This window comes from Mesorhizobium sp. M4B.F.Ca.ET.058.02.1.1 (assembly GCF_003952505.1).
Taxonomy (GTDB): Bacteria; Pseudomonadota; Alphaproteobacteria; order Rhizobiales; family Rhizobiaceae; genus Mesorhizobium.
In genome coordinates this window covers 2,280,162-2,297,354 of the sequence record NZ_CP034450.1, presented here as the reverse complement: position 1 = coordinate 2,297,354, position 17,193 = coordinate 2,280,162, and the positions used below count along the sequence as shown (strand labels likewise).

Annotated in this window: 14 protein-coding genes; 5 read left to right on the top strand and 9 right to left on the bottom strand. The window is 61.3% G+C overall.

Going from position 1 to position 17,193, the window contains the following annotated elements; genetic code table 11:
* The first annotated feature begins 147 nt into the window (after positions 1 to 147).
* From EJ073_RS11650 to EJ073_RS11635, 4 genes are read left to right on the top strand one after another with little or no spacing between them, the layout of a single operon-like run.
* On the top strand, positions 148 to 1,194 hold the full coding sequence (locus EJ073_RS11650; RefSeq protein ID WP_245455546.1) for a glycosyltransferase family 2 protein: 1,047 nt from the start codon (positions 148 to 150) through the stop codon (positions 1,192 to 1,194).
* 4 nt (positions 1,195 to 1,198) lie between these two features.
* Positions 1,199 to 1,840, top strand: a complete 642-nt coding sequence (locus EJ073_RS11645; protein ID WP_126055861.1) for a class I SAM-dependent methyltransferase — start codon at positions 1,199 to 1,201, stop codon at positions 1,838 to 1,840.
* Positions 1,816 to 2,721: a hypothetical protein gene (locus EJ073_RS11640; RefSeq protein ID WP_245455545.1), complete on the top strand. Its 906-nt coding sequence runs from the start codon at positions 1,816 to 1,818 to the stop codon at positions 2,719 to 2,721. The genes EJ073_RS11645 and EJ073_RS11640 overlap by 25 nt, the downstream gene beginning before the upstream one ends.
* A 26-nt stretch (positions 2,722 to 2,747) precedes the next feature.
* Positions 2,748 to 3,755 carry an FkbM family methyltransferase gene (locus EJ073_RS11635; RefSeq protein ID WP_126055860.1) on the top strand — a complete coding sequence of 336 codons (1,008 nt, stop codon included), beginning with the start codon at positions 2,748 to 2,750 and terminating at the stop codon, positions 3,753 to 3,755.
* A gap of 132 nt (positions 3,756 to 3,887) precedes the next feature.
* Here the strand turns inward: EJ073_RS11635 and EJ073_RS11630 are convergent, their stop codons facing one another.
* The 4 genes from EJ073_RS11630 to EJ073_RS11615 form a co-directional block, all read right to left on the bottom strand.
* Positions 3,888 to 6,119 carry a hypothetical protein gene (locus tag EJ073_RS11630; RefSeq protein WP_126055859.1) on the bottom strand — a complete coding sequence of 744 codons (2,232 nt, stop codon included), beginning with the start codon at positions 6,117 to 6,119 and terminating at the stop codon, positions 3,888 to 3,890.
* 152 nt (positions 6,120 to 6,271) lie between these two features.
* Positions 6,272 to 9,145, bottom strand: coding sequence for a glycosyltransferase family 1 protein (locus tag EJ073_RS11625; protein ID WP_126055858.1), 2,874 nt, complete (start codon positions 9,143 to 9,145; stop codon positions 6,272 to 6,274).
* The gene (locus tag EJ073_RS11620) at positions 9,142 to 9,357 is read right to left on the bottom strand and encodes a hypothetical protein (protein WP_126055857.1); all 216 of its coding nucleotides are present in this window, start codon (positions 9,355 to 9,357) and stop codon (positions 9,142 to 9,144) included. The genes EJ073_RS11625 and EJ073_RS11620 overlap by 4 nt, the downstream gene beginning before the upstream one ends.
* Complete coding sequence (locus EJ073_RS11615; protein ID WP_126055856.1) at positions 9,357 to 10,634, bottom strand: methyltransferase domain-containing protein; 1,278 nt, start codon at positions 10,632 to 10,634, stop codon at positions 9,357 to 9,359. Before EJ073_RS11615 ends, EJ073_RS11620 begins: the two co-directional genes overlap by 1 nt.
* Before the next feature lie 393 nt (positions 10,635 to 11,027).
* Between EJ073_RS11615 and EJ073_RS11610 the strand changes: the two genes are divergently transcribed.
* Positions 11,028 to 12,542 carry a glycosyltransferase gene (locus EJ073_RS11610; RefSeq protein ID WP_126055855.1) on the top strand — a complete coding sequence of 505 codons (1,515 nt, stop codon included), beginning with the start codon at positions 11,028 to 11,030 and terminating at the stop codon, positions 12,540 to 12,542.
* A gap of 39 nt (positions 12,543 to 12,581) precedes the next feature.
* Here EJ073_RS11610 and EJ073_RS11605 read toward each other — a convergent pair whose 3' ends face one another.
* The 5 genes from EJ073_RS11605 to gmd form a co-directional block, all read right to left on the bottom strand.
* The gene (locus EJ073_RS11605) at positions 12,582 to 13,367 is read right to left on the bottom strand and encodes a hypothetical protein (RefSeq protein WP_126055854.1); all 786 of its coding nucleotides are present in this window, start codon (positions 13,365 to 13,367) and stop codon (positions 12,582 to 12,584) included.
* A 161-nt stretch (positions 13,368 to 13,528) separates the two neighbouring features.
* Entirely contained in the window at positions 13,529 to 14,269 is a 741-nt protein-coding gene (locus tag EJ073_RS11600; RefSeq protein WP_126055853.1) for an ABC transporter ATP-binding protein, read from the bottom strand.
* Positions 14,270 to 14,278: 9 nt separating this feature from the next.
* Positions 14,279 to 15,142, bottom strand: a complete 864-nt coding sequence (locus tag EJ073_RS11595) for an ABC transporter permease (RefSeq protein WP_245455544.1) — start codon at positions 15,140 to 15,142, stop codon at positions 14,279 to 14,281.
* A gap of 71 nt (positions 15,143 to 15,213) precedes the next feature.
* Positions 15,214 to 16,161, bottom strand: a complete 948-nt coding sequence (locus EJ073_RS11590) for a GDP-mannose 4,6-dehydratase (protein WP_245455543.1) — start codon at positions 16,159 to 16,161, stop codon at positions 15,214 to 15,216.
* Between the two features lie 36 nt (positions 16,162 to 16,197).
* Complete coding sequence (gene gmd / locus EJ073_RS11585; RefSeq protein ID WP_126055851.1) at positions 16,198 to 17,184, bottom strand: GDP-mannose 4,6-dehydratase; 987 nt, start codon at positions 17,182 to 17,184, stop codon at positions 16,198 to 16,200.
* Positions 17,185 to 17,193: the final 9 nt, after the last annotated feature.

Here is a 17,193-nt window from a genome sequence, read left to right as displayed (position 1 = left end):
CGAAGCATCCGGATATTGCCGTGGGCAGCAGACGGGCGATTGGAAGCGCGACCTGCTCGGAACGGTCGCGACACTAGCCCCTAACAGACATCCCGCCAATTCGGCAACACGAAGCGGGAGGACAAGTCTCGGGTGGGGGAAAACTGCTTGCGCCTCAGCCTCAGGATGATAGATGCACTCTGTCAACCTCCCGATTTCGAGGGCGAGCTGCTGCCAAAGCTGATCATCCAGATTCCTTGTTACAACGAAGCAGAAACACTGGCGATAGCGCTGAGCGATCTGCCGCGGACCGTCACAGGCTTCGACAGTGTCGAATGGTTGATCATCGATGATGGTAGCACCGACGAAACGGTCAGGATTGCCGAGGAAAACGGCGTCGACCATGTCGTCCGTCACACCAGCAATCGTGGCCTTGCCGCCGCCTTCATGACCGGCATCGAGGCCTGTCTGGCACAAGGCGCCGATGTCATCGTCAACACGGATGCCGACAATCAATATCACGCCGCCGATCTTCCGGCCCTGACCTTGCCGGTCCTGCAGGAGCGCGCCGACATGGTCATCGGCGCTCGGCCGATTTCGGAGATAGAACATTTCTCTCCGGCCAAGAAGTTGCTGCAAAAGCTTGGCAGTTGGGTGGTTCGGGTGAGCAGCGGCACCGACGTTCAGGATGCGCCGAGCGGATTCCGCGCCATCTCGCGAACCGCGGCCCAGCGCCTGATCGTGTTCAACAACTACACCTACACGCTGGAAACCATCATCCAGGCCGGCCGCAAGAACATGCGCGTGGTCTCGGTGCCGATCCGCGTCAATGGCGATCTTAGGCCATCGAAGCTGGTCAAGAGCATACCTTCCTATCTGAAGCGTTCGATGTTCACCATCGTGCGCATCTTCGTCATCTACCAGCCTGCCCGCTTCTTCGGCATTGCCGCAGCGCTGCTTTTCGGACTTGGCTTCCTGATTGGCCTGCGCTTCCTCTATTTCTACCTGACCGGAACGGGCACCGGCCATATACAGTCGGTGATCCTTGCGGGCGCGCTGATGTCGATGGGCTTCCAGTGCCTTCTCGTCGCTTTCCTGGCCGATGTGATAGCGGCCAACCGCAAGCTGCTGGAGGACATCCGCTATACGCAGCGGGCGACCCAGGGAGAGAATGGCAATTACGCCGCGGCTCGGTCCAGCAGGAAAGCAGGATAGGCAGATGAAGGTAGCTGGCGGGCAGGCGGAGGATGGCATTGTCATAGGCAACACCTATGACAAATACGGCACGCGCAACCCGATCGCCCGCCGGATGGTGCAAGGCTTCGAAGGGGCGTTGTCCGGCCTGGTGGCCAAGGTAAGGCCCGCCACCATCCACGAGGTCGGATGTGGAGAAGGCTACTGGATCATGCGTTGGCTCGGGCAGGGCATCGATGCGCGAGGCACCGATTTCTCTGCCCAAGTTATCGGTATGGCAAAGGAAAACGCGCGCGGACAGGGTATGGACCATGGGCGTTTCACGGTTCGCAGCATTTATGATGTGACCCCAGAACACGACAGCGCCGATCTCATCGTCTGTTGCGAAGTAATGGAGCACCTCGAGGAGCCGCAGAAGGCGTTGCTAGCGCTGCAGCGTATCGTCAGGTCGGACCTGATCCTCAGCGTACCCCGCGAGCCGCTTTGGCGCGTGCTTAATCTCGCGCGTGGCAAATACGTCTCGGCCTTGGGAAACACGCCCGGCCATCTACAGCACTGGTCGCAGCGCGGCATCGTCTCGCTGGTGTCGCAGTTTTTCGATGTCACCGAGACACTGTCGCCACTGCCGTGGACCATGCTTCATTGCAAATCGAAGAACAGGCGCTGACGATGGCGCTCGGCCCGGGCGCCAAGACCTGGCTCAATCGCACGGGAGCTCTCTTGGGATTGGCCGGTGTCCTCTTCGTCGGGATCAGGCTTCAAGGCTACGCCGGTGAGATCGATTTCCGAAGACTGGGAGCCGGCGGCTATCTCGCAATTGCAGCCCTGGCTGGTTTATATGGCGCGTCGAACCTGTTGCTGGCTCTCGGCTGGCAGAAGCTGTTGCACCATCTCCAGACACCGGTTTCGCGATCTTGGGCGATTCACGCCTACGCGATCTCGCAATTCGCTAAATATGTTCCCGGTAACATTTTCCAATTTGCGGGTCGGCAGGCTATCGGTGTGGCTGCCGGTATCGGCAACGGTCCGCTCGCCAAATCAACTGTCTACGAACTGGCCTTTCTCACTATCGGCGGAGCCCTCTTTTTTCCGCTTGTGCTACCGCTGATCGCACCCAGCGCACCGGCATGGCTCGGCTGGACCTCTTTCATCGTGGCGATGGCCAGCGCGCTTTGGCTGGTCACCTTTGCCGGTCCGGACTTTGGCATGGCGGCTATCTTCTATGTCGCCTTTCTCGCGCTTTCGGGCTTGGTTTTTGCCCTGGTCTTTGATCTTGCTGGCGGCTCCGGCGAATTCGGGTTGCATCCGGCGATTGCCGGCGCCTATGTGCTGGCGTGGCTGTTGGGCATGGTGACGCCGGGCGCGCCGGCCGGTATCGGCGTCAGGGAAGCGGTTCTGCTGTTTTTGCTTGGAGGCTTCGGTTCCGGTGCGGTCATCCTGCTAGCGGTGGTGATCGGGCGGGTGGTCACCATCCTCGGCGATCTTCTCTTCTTTTCCGGCGGACTGATCGCCGGCAGATTTTGTCGGATAGCTGATGACCAACGCTGAAGGCGCAACTGAATAGGGGAGACGACATGCTCAAAGCCGCGGCACTCAAGATACCGCAGATCAAGAGGTTGTGGCAGGATCGGGACAATCTTTTGGCGGAGCGCGACATCCTGCGCCGGGAAAACGAGCGGTTGCAAACGTCCGAGCAGCCGGGACCAGGTAGCGTATTCTTTCACTACAACTGTAGCTTCGATGCCATCGGCACTATCAACAATCACGCTCGGAACGCTCTGACCGCGGATCCGTCTTACGTCACGAACTTTCTCGGCGTCAGAGTTGCCCCTAGGTTTTTCCCTGGCATTCTCGATGGCAAAGCCGGCACCATCGAGCCGATACCGATCCCTGCCAATTGGCATGCCGACATTGCGGAATGGGCGGCAGCGCTCAGGGCCGTTGATTTGGCTTCAGGACGCTTCCGTGTGGTGGAGTTGGGGTGTGGCTGGGGGTGTTGGCTGAACAATACCGGGGTTGCAGCCCGCAACAGGGCACTCGCCGTCGAACTGATCGGCATCGAAGGCGACAGCGAGCACGTCGCCTATGCCCACGAAGCGATGGCGGCCAATGGCTTCTCCGGCAATGAGTTCCGTATCATCCACGGTGTCGCAGCCCCTGAAAAGGGCGTGGCACTCTTTCCGGTCGTCGAAAATGCCGGGGCGTCCTGGGGCTCGGAGCCGATCCTGAGTGCGACCGCAGCACAGATCAAGGAGGCCTCAGCGTCCGGGCAATATCAGCAACTTTCCGCCTTCTCATTGGCCGAGATCGTCAGCGACGAGCCGGTTGATCTCCTGCACATCGATATCCAGGGCGGCGAAGCCGACTTTATCGATGCCGCCATTGCCGACCTCAACAGATTTGTCCGCTACATCGTCATCGGCACACATTCCCGCCAGATCGAGGGACGGATCATGAGCATCCTCCTGAGCCATGGTTGGAAACTTGAGATGGAGCGCCCGGCAATTATTCGGCTGGTCGAGGGGTGCCCGCAGATTTCAGTCGATGGCGTACAAGGCTGGCTAAGCCCTGCTAGAGGCTAGATCGCGCTTTCCCGATTCGAAATGCGCGCATAGGTGCGACAGATTCGGCCAGACAACAGGTTCAACAGTCTGGGCAAGCGACTCGGAAATATCCAACCTTCTTAGATATCCACTGCGATCGCAGAGACATGCCTACTTGACCACAGCCAAAGATTGAAGAAGAACGCCGAGCGTTCGAGTATCGCCACTCCCATATGCAGAAGGTGAGCGCAACTGGTCAACAAGGAAATCCAATTGACCATTGTTCGCGAAACCAGTTGCCGGAAGGTCGACGGAGATCATGCCGGAAACACCACAATATTTGTGATCCAACATTACAGTCGTCCCGCTGCGAATTTCCACCTTTGTGCAGGCATCTCCCGGCGCGAAGACCGAAAACCTAACGCTCAATTTCCCACCGTCCGGAATGTCTGTCACGTCGACCAAAATTGATGCCTGCTTCTCGCGAGACCAGGTCCCAAGAGGTTCGGGCCGGTACCAACCGCGTCCGACGAGAAAGCTTTCGCCAATCTCTCCACTCACGAAATTTGCCGGCTTGCCAAGATCGATTGGAGGCATCGCATTCCACACCGACAAAGTGCCAGCCGGGTCGAGTCCGTGCGCAAGGCGGACGACAGCGTAATGCGGCATTAAATCCACATCGTATCTGTCCTCGGCGTCTAGTGCCATGGCGATGGGGGAAAGCTCCTTTTCTCGCTCATCAGGTGCAGGCCAATCATGAGCCGCCCAAAGCAGATTGATGTATGGGAGGACGACGGCATCGACTTTGCCGCTCTCAAGAAAGGCCCTCACTCTCATCGCGAACTCAGGCGCTACCTTGCCTTGCTCAAAGTCGGTCATCTCTCGAGGCCAGTTGCCAATGGCGTATGCAAGGTTCTTATCTCCCCCCACATTGTAGGCTCGAATGTCCAGTTCGCTTGCGATGTAGTTGATTAGGAAGTCATTGCCGTACGGCAGAAACGCCACCCTCTCGCCCTTGTGAAAGTGCGGTTTCCATGACGCGATTTCATCCGTCAAGTCGTTGACGACGTTTCGGAAGTGCCTGTATTCATCCAGTTGCGTATTGCTGGGGATGTTGAAGACCAGCAAAATCAGCAGCAGAGCGGCGCGAGCGTTCATTGACAACTTCTCGCTTGCCAGCATCAGCACAAAGATAGCCCAGCACCCGAACATTCCGAGAGCCGTCCAGCGATAGCTGGCTCGCATGATCTTGAATCCGGGTAGATATTCTGAAATCCACGCATTTCCGGTTTCAAACCAACCATACAAAGCGGGCATCAGTTGACTGGCGTCCGCAGGCCGATAAGTCAAAAATTTAACAGTTGGGCCAAGCGCCATATAGAACCCAGCTATGGCCATCAGCCCAAAGGCCAGCAGGAAGAGTTTTCTCCCCTTGAGCGTGAGCGCACCGTAGAGCGCTACCATCATGATCCCAGCGCAGAACGTCGAAACGAACGTCGATGCATCTCCGAAATAGTTATCCTGCGCCCGCGCTGCGCTAAGACCGAGCACGTCAGGGATCGCCAATACGCCATATGTCGGCACAAAGAAGAATTCCAGGTTCGCGCCCCATCCTCGAAAACCATCAATCTGTTCCGTGGCGAATGTCGGAGTTCCCTCGTAAAAGGAGTAGGCCACGTAGGATGCTCCAAACGCGAACGCGATGATGAGGGCGCGGTACAGCAGGTCCATCTTCAGATTGTGACGACGGCTGGCAAGTGTGCACCCAAGCATCAAAGCGGTGCCAGAAGCGAACATCATGAACGTATAGCCGTCCATGAACACCGCCACGAAAGCAGCACCAACAAAGGCCAGGCACGACCAAGCAGAGAGCCGACCGATCAAAACCGCTATCGCGGCAAGATAATAGAGGGGCAGCAAGGCAATTCCGAGCGCCACCGCCGAGTAGCCATTATGCTGCCAGACGATTGGGAATGTGCACCATATCAAGGCACTGAGCAGCGAGGCCGGTCGTCCCGCCTCGATGTACCTAGCGAACCAGAATGCACCCGCAAAGGCTATCGCAAGCCACATGGCGAACACCGCCGCATAGGCGTTGGCTGGCGACGCGCCTGCTTTTAACAACACTGCCGCAGGAAGTGCGGCTGACATCCCGAAGGATATCGCTGCCGGCTGCGGAAGCCCGAAATTGTGAGCATGCAAAGATCCGAAATTTACGAACGACTTCGAGAACCCGAGAAGCCAGAACGCCTGTCCCGCAGTCGGGCTCATGTAGCCAGGAATTGCGCCATTGGCGACAAGGACCAGCGGAAAAAGGGTAACTCCCGCCAGCAGGGTTTTCAGACTGTTCGACATGTGCTCTGTAGCCACTCCGCTTTCCGGGTCACCATTTTCGAATGGCATGAACGACCAGCCAACACAATGACAGGCGCCAGCCAACCCTCAGGGGCCGCAAAGTTATCCGTCTCGACGCTGTTGGCTGCCGTTGGCTGGGGCCGACAAACAAGTGACCTGCAGAATGATCGTGCTGACCGAGGTTGGTGGTTGTGAGCCGACTACAACGCCACGCGAAGAGGGTTGCCGAACCAACAGTTTCCCTCCTGGACGAGTTCAATTTCGACGAATTCGGTGCCGCTGTTTTTCAGCGACATCGGTACATTCACAGCCAGGTAGATCGTGTCGCCCGGCACCAGAACGAACGGGATATTGGTGCGCGCGTTGTTGTACTGGATTGACTGGCCGGCAGCGTCGAGCGCGTGGTAGCTCAGCGTGACGCCTAGCTGTCCGTCGGCTGCGCAGAGACTCGACCAGACCGTGTCGGAGAGGTTGGTCACATTGACGACGATCTTCAACGCGGCGCCGTCATCGGTCGCGCAGGGGCCCTCCACGAACTCCAGACGGTGAGCGCGCTGTTCTTCCTCGAGGGGCGCCATAACCCGCGTGGTGCCGAGATCGGTCCGCAGGGCGAGGGGTCTTGGATCCTTCGGCTCGTAGAGCTTGTACCATTTCTGCCCGACGACCACATCTTCGAGCTGTGTGGCGCTCTCGGACCAGGTTGGCCACGAGGCATCGCCGGTCTTGGCCGTGGCTGTGCTGTTCAGGAAGTCCTTGACCGCCACGCCAAGTGCGGCGGCAGAGCCGGCTTCGAAGAAGGACGCGGCGGCCGCGCCCTTGCCCACCTCCCGGAACACCGGAATGTCGCTGGCTATCACCGGCTTGCCGAAATGGCCCGCCTCGACGATGGGCAGGCCGAAACCTTCGGCGAAGGAGGCCGCGATCAGCGCGTCGCAACCAGTGTAAAGCGTGGCCAGGTCGCCATCGTCGACCTGTGAGTGCAGATGCAGGCGCTTGCCGAACTCCGCATGGCGCCTGATGCGGTCGTCGAGATACGCCGTTCCCCACCCGGTTTTCCCGACGATGATCAGTTCGATGTCAAAACCGTCGGCCCACAACGCCTCGAAGGCATCCAGCGCAACGCGATGGCCTTTGCGCGGCTCCAGCGTTCCGACCATCAGGAAACGGGGGCGCATCGCGCCTGTGCTCGCGCGCGCCGGCTTGGATGCGGTCGGCCCCTTGGCGAAGTCCGCGCCAAGCTGCCAGTAGCCGACTTTCATCGGGCGCGGGAACCGGATGCCCGCGAGCAGATCCAGCAATTCGTCGGCGACCGCGCGCGAGATGCAGACAAAGCCCGTCGAATAGGCCAGCGCCGTCTGAAACCATGCGCTGAAGGCGGGCGGCATGCCCTCATGGCAAAAGGCGGCCGAGCGCAGGGGAACCGTGTCATAAAGACAGGAAATGACTTCGCCGCCCTTGATCAGGGCCGGGCGAAGGAATGCCGGATGCAGCGTGTGGTAGATCCACGAACTGTCCAGCATCAGGATCGTATCGCCGGCCTGGGGCAGGAGTCTGGTTGACGGCTGCTTGGGCGGCGCCCGTCCGGTCCACTCCCGGGCGAAATACCAACCGGATTCGTCGTCACAGAACGAGATGTACTTGCCCTCGTTCTTCGCTCGGCGCGGAAACATGTTTTCGCAGATCCGCCGAACGACCCGTTGAATGCCGCTCTTGCCGTCGTCGATCAGTGTCGAGCTCGCATCCACCAGCAGCCTCGGCCTGATGAGTTCGGGCTCGGCGAGCGCCATCAAGGTCGCGACGTCCCGCTCTTCATCTTTCCTGACCGCGAGTGCCTCGACCAATCCGAACCGCGGCGGCGGTGCCGGTCGACGTTCCAGGCCTCGCAGACCCTCAACGACACGCTCCGAAACCCGGCTCCAGCTGAAAGCGTCTATCCTGTCCCGCGCCAGCTCCTTCAGTTTGCGCGTGTTGGGCTTGCCTACAGCGACGGCTTCGATCTTTTCGGCGAGGTCCGAGGGCGATGCGGGATCGAAGAGCAGCGCGTCATCCCCGACGATTTCCGGAAGCGCGCCGGCCCTGGCCGCTATCGCGGGTGTTCCGCAGGCGATCGCTTCCAGCGCCGTCAGTCCGAAACCCTCCATGAAGGAGGGTTGCACCAGGGCAAGAGCCTCCTTGTAGAGGCCAACCAGCGTGCGGTCATCGACCGCGCCGGCAAACACGATCCCGTCGGCCGGCAAACCACAGGATGCCCATACGTTGCGCAACTCGCCTTCCTCGACAGGCCCGACGTCGCCGGCGATGACGAACTTCAGCTTTTCCCGCAACGGTTTGGAGATCATGCACAAGGCGGCCGGAACGATGGCGATGTTCTTGCGCCAGTCGAATCCGCCCACGTAAAGGAGGTATTCGCCCGCGATATCGTTGCGCTCCGTGCTGTCGTCGATCAGCTCGACGAACCTGTTCGATATTCCGGTCCCGATGTACAGGTCGTTTGTCGTATTGACGAAATGACGCAATTCGCCGGAAGAAAAATCGGAAATCGTGAAAGCGAGATCGAAGTCCCTGTAGCTGGAGAGGCGGCGATTGAAATATTCCTGCCGGCGGGGGTCCCGCATATATTTGTCGGGAAACCGGAACGGGATCGCGTCATAGAATATGGCCGCCGTTCTGACTGTCGCCAGGGGGCCGCCGAGGTAGGGAACCGCGGGGTCCAGGGCACCCTCGAAAGGACTGGCGGAGAGGGCGACGTCCGGATTGAGTTGATTGACGTGGTGGACAAGGGCTATTTCGCTGCGCTTGCGCCATGGCGTGAATCCGAAGTCGGCTTCGCCCCCCTCGGCTTTCCCGTGCCAGACGTGAATACGCTCCGCCGGAACGATGTCCGCAAGCAGCGACCGCGCGGCCATTGCGCTATCGGCCATCGCGGCATTGAGCGAGACCTGCAGTTCGATGTCGTTCTCATGGGTGGAAAGACTGCGCAGCAGATCCAGGACGTAGCGTCCAATGCCGCGCATCCGGCTATGCGTCTGCAGGCACTGGCCGTCGATCCACAGCTTCAATGGCTCGCTGGTCATGTCGACATTCCGGAGCTGAGACGCTTGCTCCAGGCCTGCAGGACAGCGGGATCGGGTTCGAGCGTCCAGCCTGTGTCTATGGTCACCAAGCCTCCATTGGTGCGGGCGAAGGTCAGCAGGCGGCGCTCGAGCGGCGGGGCAATTCTGACCATGCGCTGCACGAACGCGGCGGCGCGCGGCCTTCGGCGCAACCACAGCAGGCCATGTTGCATCACGAGCCTGGCGTTTGCCCTGGCGGGTCGGCGAAGGGGGCGCCGGGAAAGGCATGGTCCCTCGGCTGCCCGAGAACTGTACGGTACAGCTGCTTCATCCCCCGCAAGGGAGCCGCAAGTCTCCACGACGTCGAATTCCTGAAGGCATCCGTCAGGCTCGACAGTTGCTCGACCTGTTCGGCAAGCCCCGTCTCCCTGTCACGCAAGCGGGCGATTTCGGCGTCCCGTTCCTGGATGGAGGCTTCCTTGGAGCCGACCTGCTCCCTGCTCGCGATTTCCTGCTCGGCAATTTGTTGGCGAAGACGCTCGATCTCCGCGTCGCGCGCGGTCACGGCCCTGTCCTTGATGATGTCCTTCAGTTGCTTGCCGAGAGCGGCAACCGTGTTCGTGAGCGCCGTATTTCCCGCACGCATCATCTCCGACTGGGCGGCGAGATTGTCGGTCAGTTGCTGAATTTGCTGCGCAGTCGAGGCCATCGTCGCCTTGAAGCCGTCCGACAAGCTGACGATCTCGTCATCGGCCGAACGGAGCCACTGCTTGATCTGTGCCATGTCGGCGGGCGGCTGCTGCGTTGCGGTTCCTACAAATGCCGCGAGGGCCTCGGATCCCTCCGCCGCACGCTTTCTTGCCAGGCAGGCATAGTCGCGCGCCACCTCGAACATGAGATGAAGGCTGCGCTCGATCGGCCCTGCCTCGATCATCGGCGCGCCGTTCAGCCTGAGGATCGCTGTTTCGGCGAAGCCGGCCTGTCCCACCAGGAATTCGAGCAGAGCCGGTGGCAGCGGGCTTTTGTGCGTTGGGTCGAGATGGAAAGTATGCGTGCCGACCGAGATGTTTTCCGGGTTGGGCGTTTCCAGGATCAGCAGGCCGTCGTCGATCAGCACTCTGCGGCATTCATCCAGCAGCTCTATCAGATAGTCGGTCGGCACATGCTCGACCATGTGGAATGCCGAAACGACCGCAACGCTGCTATCCGGCCTGCCGCCGAGATATTCGAGCGCGTCCTGCAGTTCGATCTTGTGGCCACGGTCGGTGGCTTCCTGCGCCATGCGCGCGTTCGTATCCACGCCAACCGCTTCCAGCCCGGCCTCGCCAAGCACCTCCAGCCACTCGCCGCGCCCGCAGCCGAGATCGATCGCGAGGCACGGCCCTTCCGCCTGTCGCGGCACTTGCGCCAAAAGGGGTTGGTAGACCTTCAGCCGTTCCTTGACGAGTTCCCTCGAACCGCGAAAGCGATCCTCGAAAGCCTTGTATAGTTCCTCAAAATTCTTTTTCATCGGGCAATTTCGAGCGCGTGTTCTACGCAGCCCGTCCCGGCAGTAACGGGACGGTCCGGAGGGATGACGACAAAGCCTTGAGCACTGTCGCCATCTATAAACGTCACGGATTCCAAAGCTGCCGCCTTGGTTCGCACTTCTGCTGCAGAACCAAACATCTCACTCTCGCCGCTGCTTGGCGTCAGCTCCGCCAAGCGCCTGCCGCCGCCCTGGGGGGTATGGCATGCGGTGCACGCCACGACAATGGCGGATTCCGAGGATTGGGCCGCAACCTGTGCAAGGGCCTCGCCAAAGAATTCGGCGATCCAAAAGCATTGATGGGCTATAGAGCCGGGCGGGGCGCCGCGCACCCCCGGACAGGCCGCGCAAACGTGTAAGGAAGTCTGCCTACCCATGATACTCAGACACCCGCTGTCGATCCTGATCGCCAACATATATCTGACGGGCCGTTCGGGAACCGAGATCGTCACCCGGGAGCTCGCATTCGCCCTCATGCGCGCAGGGCACAGGCCGATCGTCTATGCGCCCGAGTTGGGACCGATCGCCCAGGAGATCCGGGCGCGCGGCATTCCCGTCACTGACGACATCTCGACCATCGCCGCGGAGGTCGACATCATCCACGGCAACCACACCCAGGTCACCGCAATCGCCGCGGCGCGCTTCCCGAATGCTCCCATCGTTTACTTCACCCACGATTTCGTCGCCTGGCACAGCGCGCCGCCGCTTCTCGCCAATGTCCGCAAATATGTCGCCGTCGACGATACGGTTGCCGAGCGGCTGCAGTCCGAAGCGGGCATTCCGGCCGACCGCATCGTCACGCTGCTCAACGCCGTCGACACTGACCGTTTCGCGCCTGGGCCGCCGCTGCCGGGACGTCCGCGCCGCGCCCTGGCTTTCGCCAAGAACGCGCAGCATCTGAGCGCGGTGCGGGCAGCCTGCGAGAAGCGGGGCATCGAGCTGGATGTGATAGGAGAAGCCGTAGGCAACATCGTCGACGAGCCCGAAACCCTGCTGCCGCAATACGATCTCGCCTTCGCGTCCGCGCTCAGCGCCCTCGAAGCCATGGCCTGCGGCCGCGCGGTCATCGTTTGCGACGGTCGCGGCCTCGCTGGAATGGCTCGCTCCGAGAACTGGGATACATGGCGGCGGCGCAACTTCGGACTGCGGGCGCTGCAGCAGCGCCTCTCGCCCAAGGCGATCGCGGCCGAGATCGATCGCTACGATGCAGCCGACGCAGCCGAAATCTCGAGGCGAACGCGCCAGGAGGCAAGCCTGTCAAAATGGTTGGACGCCTGCCTGTCGCTCTATGGCGAGGCGATCGGTCAACATCGCGCCGCGCCTGCGGCCAGCTACGCGTCGAACCTCTCTTTGGCGCGTCATATGCAGACCTGGCTGCCGAAGCCGGGGCGGCCGGCATGGCCGTGGATGGCGGAGCGCGAGGAGCTTCTGACGCGGCTGGCGCGCTTGCCGGCCGGGCTGGAACCGGTCAAGGCGAACGAGCCGGTTTCATTGGCGCTGGCGGACGAGCCCGAAAAATTTGTGCGCCTGACGGGGTTCGGCGCGGTTGAATCCTGGGGCGTGTGGACCGACGGCGAACTGGCGATGGTCGAATTCGAGATAGCCTACGGCCCTGCGCCAACCTCGCTCAGGCTGGTTCTGGAGCCTTTCCTTCATGCGCACCGCTCGGAAGTCGCCGCCGAGCTTTTCATCAACGGAACGTCCATTGAACGACGGCTGTTCGCGGCGCGGCAAGACTGGAAGGTGGCGCTGCCGCCCGGTTCCTTGCTCGCCCGGCATCTAACCATCGGCCTTCGGATCGAAAATCCGGCAAGTCCACGCCAACTCGGCCTGTCGAGCGATGAACGACGGCTTGGGCTGGGACTGCGCCTGATCGAACTTGGCGGATGAGCTGCTGGCTTACTTTCTGCCGGCGCTCGCGCCCGGGATTCATGGCGCCAGTTGCCTGGCCAGCGGCTCGACGTGCTCCTTGAAGCGCAGCACTGTCTTGTAGTAGCCGCTTTGGACCCGCTGCTCGCCCCAACGCTCATAGGCCGGCGGCTGCTCGGAGCATTCCGAAATGTCCAGATGATAGTCGACCGGGCTGAGGCGCTCCACGCCGAGGCTCGCAAGGCCGTGCGCCGCGCGCAGGCGGTCGGCCTCTTCGGTCAATTCCGGATAATTGGCTATGGCCCCAAGCTTTCGATCGAACGCCCCGGCGTCGAGGTGAAGCTCGATCCCGCCCCGCGAGGTTGTCTCGCGCCTGAGGGCGCCCGCCTCCAGCGGGAATTCGAGATTGGGCAGCTCACGGCCGTCTTGGTCGCGCAATTTCGCCAGCGCCGCATTGACGAGCAGCCGGCAGACGTCGTGCCCCGGATTGAACCCTTCGACCGCGTCGGCGGCGACATAGTCGATCGCTTCGCCGGCGAGAACCGTGATCATTTCGTCAACGAGCTGCTGGAATGTCTCCGCTTCGCCGGCCAGGATAGCCCGGTAGAGATCCCGGTCCGCCATCTTGCCGAAGAACGCCGCCGCCGGGCGCGCGCCGGCGCCGGCCAGGACTTCGGCCGTGCGGTCGAGCCTGCCAACACCGAGATGGCCCGAGCCGTCGGTCAGCACGAGGACCAGGGGCTTGGCCGTCTCCATCCAATGGTGGACCCGCAGCTCATGCCCCGGATGGGCAACGACCAGCGCCGCCTTCTTGCCGCGCCACCAACCGTGCTCGTTGCTGTCCATGGGTGCGCCCCCTAAATCTGATACTGAAATCAATCGACGTAAGATTAGGGTCCCGAAAGTCGATTGGCCTTAGCGTAATCCCGGGAAAAGTGCGAAGCGGTTTTCCGTCCGGAATTGCCTAAAAATGCAAGACCTCACATCTAGCGCACGCGCCATGGGCTTCAACCAAAATAGGCCGGGAGCACCTCATTGGCAGGGCCGTCCATCAGCACGCGGCCGTGTTCCATCCACAGGATTCGGTTGCAATTGTTCTGCAGCAGTTCGCGCGAGTGGCTTGCAAGGACGAGAATCTTGGTCGTGTCGACGATCTCGCGCAGCCGCTTGTCGGCCTTGTGCTTGAAATCCTCGTCGCCGGTCGAAAGCCATTCGTCCATCACGAGTATCTCCGGCCGGATCGCGGTGGACGTTGAGAATGCCAGGCGAAGCTGCATGCCGGACGAATAGGTCCGGAATGGCATGTCGAGGAAGTCGCCCAATCCGGTGAACTCGGCGATCTCGTCATACTGCTCCCGCAATTCTTCCGGACGCATGCCCATCATCGCTGCGCGCAACCTGATGTTTTCGCGGCCCGTTGCTTCCGGATCAATGCCCAGCGAGATATTGATGAGCGACACGCATTCGCCTTGGATCAAGGCGGATCCGCTCGTTGGCTTGTAGATGCCCGACAGGACGCGAAGCAGCGTCGTCTTGCCGGCGCCGTTGTGGCCGACAAGGCCGATCCGGTCGCCCTCCCGCAGGGAAAAACTGACATCCTCGAGGCCGCGCACGATGACATGGCCATCCCCACGGCGGTCGATCGCGCCGCCGGTCGCGACACTGAGCACCCTGTTCTTGAGGGAGCGGCTTGCCGCGTTGAACACCGGAAATTCGACCGAGACGCCGGTCAATGTGATGGAAGCCATAGCGGTTGTTCAGAGCCAATAGGGGATGCGATGACGATAGCTGCCAAACAGGGCGAGGGCGGCCATCCAGCCGACGACCGCGAACACGACGCACGCCATCCAGCTGATCGCGGACGGCAATTCGCCCAGAAGCGGGTCCCGCACGACGCTGATCAGATGGTAGAAGGGATTAAGCTCCACCAGCCGCTGCGAGAAGCCGTCCGGAAGCGTTTGCGGCATCCACATCACCGGGGTCAGGTACATGACGACCTGCAGGAGGTTCTGCATCACCTGCGTCATGTCGCGGTAGCGCGCGCACAACACCGCCAGGATGAGCATGATCCAAAGCAGATTGAGCGACAAAATGACAAAGCCAGGCAGCGCCAGGAAGACGTGCCATGTCGGCCAGCGCCCGACGGCCAGCAGGACGAGGGGGTATATCAGGATGTTGTGGCCGAGGATGATTGCGTTGCGGTAGAGCGTCCGCAACACATGCGTGAACAGTGGCATGCGCACCTGAAGGATGATGCCCTCGGCGCCGACAAAGGCGATGCACCCCTCGTTGATCGACGTCGCGATGAATCCCCAGAAGATCAGGCTGACGCAAATGTAGGGGAGAAACTCCTCCAGGGGTGTGCGGAACAGCGTGCCGAAGAGGAACCCGAGCGCGCCGATCAGGACGCCCATGTTGATGGTCAGCCAGAACACCCCGACACGCGAACGGCGATAGCGCTGGGCCACGTCCTGCCAGCTGAAAGTCGTCGCGAGGTGATGTTTCGTCAGCGCCGCGCCTATGTCGGCGAACGCATCTGCAAGGAAGCCCGTTTTAGTCGGCAGCATATGTCCCGATCGTTTGTCCTGCCCAGGCCCGGCTGTGTGCGAGGTTCGATACATTATTGCCCTGTGGACATCAAGTTGATGAGCCTCCGCGGGAAACTATGCCGGCCGCCCCGGATTGCGTGCATTCAACGGGCGCCGCACATCCGCCGCCAATAGCCGAAAACGTCGGCGATTGTCTGCTCGAATGGCACCATGGGCCTCCAGTTCAGCCTGTCGCGCGCCTTCGATGCATCACCGCATGCGAAGGGCGTATCGTTGAGCCGCAGTCTTTCCGGATCCGTGCGCACCTCGATATCGATGCCCGACCGCGCGATAAGCATGTCGAGGATATCCCGGATCTTGCGGGGGCGTCCGGACGCTATGTTGAAGACACAGTCCGGTTCGGCATCGACGTCGACCATGGCCAGACGCGCATAGGCGCGCACGACGTCGCGGACGTCGAGGAAATCCCGCTCGACCTCCAGATTCCCCACATGGATGACCGGCTCGCTTTTACCCGCCACGATCTCCGCCACCTGGCGCGCGAAAGCGGGAACCACATAGGCGTCGGACTGGCCGGGGCCGGTATGGTTGAACGGCCGGCAGCGGACTGCCCGCAGCCCGTCATAGGCCATCTGCCCGATCATCAGGTCCGCGGCGGCCTTGGTGGCGCCGTACACCGTCGTCGGCCGAAGCGGTTCGCTTTCCGTCACCGGCCGGCCGGCAGCACTTTGGAACGATGCTCCATAGGCTTCCGAACTGCCGACATAGACGAACCTGGCCTCCGGAGCATGGCGCATCGCCGATTCGGCGAGGTTCATCGTCCCCGTCACGTTGACGTCCCATGCATGTCGCGGCGCGTTGCGCGCATCCGCCGGCGCCGCCACCGCCGCCAGGTGCACAAGCGCTGTTGGACGGGTCTTTCGGATCGCTGCCTCGACCGCGCTCCTGTCCATGAGGTCGATCGGGTTCATCTGCCCCTTGCCGTGGCCGAAGGCGAACACCTCGCACTTGCCATGGTCTCGCGCGAGCAGCTGTAACAGCGCCGAGCCGACAAAGCCGCTTGCCCCGGTGATCAGAATGCGATGCGTCAAGCTATCGACCATTACGCAAAGGGCTCTCTGCTCGACCTAGCGTGCGGGCTGGTTGGTGTGACGTTCAAGGTCGGCATCCACCATTTCCCGGATCATGTCTTCCAGCGAAATCGTCGCTTCCCACCCCAGCTTGGCCTTTGCCTTTGCCGGATTTCCGAGCAGGATTTCGACTTCGGCGGGCCTGAACAGGTCGGGGTCGATGACCAGATGGTCCTCGATGTTGAGTCCCACATGCTCGAAGGCGATGCGGCACATGTCGCGCACGGTCGTCGTCCTGCCGGTGGCCACGACATAGTCGTCCGCCACATCCTGCTGCACCATCAGCCACATGGCGCGGACATAGTCTTTGGAGTGGCCCCAGTCGCGCTTGGCGTCGATATTGCCGAGCCGCAATTCCCTGGACAGGCCCTTCTTGATGCGCGCGACCGCATCCGTGACCTTGCGTGTCACGAACTCGATGCCGCGCAGCGGCGATTCGTGGTTGAACAGAATGCCGCTCGAGGCATGCAGGCCGAAGCTTTCGCGGTAGTTGATGGTGATCCAGTGGCCATAGAGCTTCGCCACCGCATAGGGCGAGCGGGGATGGAAGGGGGTCGTTTCCGACTGCATTGGCTCCTGGATAAGGCCGTACATCTCCGACGACGAGGCCTGATAGAAGCGCGCCTCGGGGATTTCGAGGCGAAGCGCCTCAAGCACGTTGGTCACGCCGATGCCGGTGACGTTGCCCGTCAGGATCGGCTGCTGCCACGATGACTTGACGAAGGACTGGGCGGCAAGATTGTAGACCTCGTCCGGCCTGATGTCGCGCATCGTTCGGGCCAGGCCGGAAAGATCCGTCAGGTTTCCGTCGACGATCCTGACGTCCTTCTCGATACCGAGCCATTTCAGGCGTGTCGTGTTGACGTCGGCCGTGCTCGATCGCCGCGCAAGTCCGTGGACCTCATAGCCTTTGGCGAGCAGCAGTTCCGCCAGATAGGCGCCGTCCTGTCCGGTGACGCCCGTTATCAATGCTGTTTTTGTCATCAATGCTCT

Bases quoted from the DNA above. Each gene is read 5' to 3' on its own strand.
- EJ073_RS11630 (WP_126055859.1), bottom strand. From the start codon at position 6,119: ATGCCATTCGAAAATGGTGACCCGGAAAGCGGAGTGGCTACAGAGCAC.
- EJ073_RS11645 (WP_126055861.1), top strand. From the start codon at position 1,199: ATGAAGGTAGCTGGCGGGCAGGCGGAGGATGGCATTGTCATAGGCAAC.
- EJ073_RS11635 (WP_126055860.1), top strand. From the start codon at position 2,748: ATGCTCAAAGCCGCGGCACTCAAGATACCGCAGATCAAGAGGTTGTGG.
- EJ073_RS11600 (WP_126055853.1), bottom strand. From the start codon at position 14,269: ATGGCTTCCATCACATTGACCGGCGTCTCGGTCGAATTTCCGGTGTTC.
- EJ073_RS11605 (WP_126055854.1), bottom strand. From the start codon at position 13,367: ATGGACAGCAACGAGCACGGTTGGTGGCGCGGCAAGAAGGCGGCGCTG.
- EJ073_RS11615 (WP_126055856.1), bottom strand. From the start codon at position 10,634: ATGAAAAAGAATTTTGAGGAACTATACAAGGCTTTCGAGGATCGCTTT.
- EJ073_RS11595 (WP_245455544.1), bottom strand. From the start codon at position 15,142: ATGTATCGAACCTCGCACACAGCCGGGCCTGGGCAGGACAAACGATCG.
- EJ073_RS11620 (WP_126055857.1), bottom strand. From the start codon at position 9,357: ATGCAACATGGCCTGCTGTGGTTGCGCCGAAGGCCGCGCGCCGCCGCG.
- EJ073_RS11610 (WP_126055855.1), top strand. From the start codon at position 11,028: ATGATACTCAGACACCCGCTGTCGATCCTGATCGCCAACATATATCTG.
- gmd (WP_126055851.1), bottom strand. From the start codon at position 17,184: ATGACAAAAACAGCATTGATAACGGGCGTCACCGGACAGGACGGCGCC.
- EJ073_RS11625 (WP_126055858.1), bottom strand. From the start codon at position 9,145: ATGACCAGCGAGCCATTGAAGCTGTGGATCGACGGCCAGTGCCTGCAG.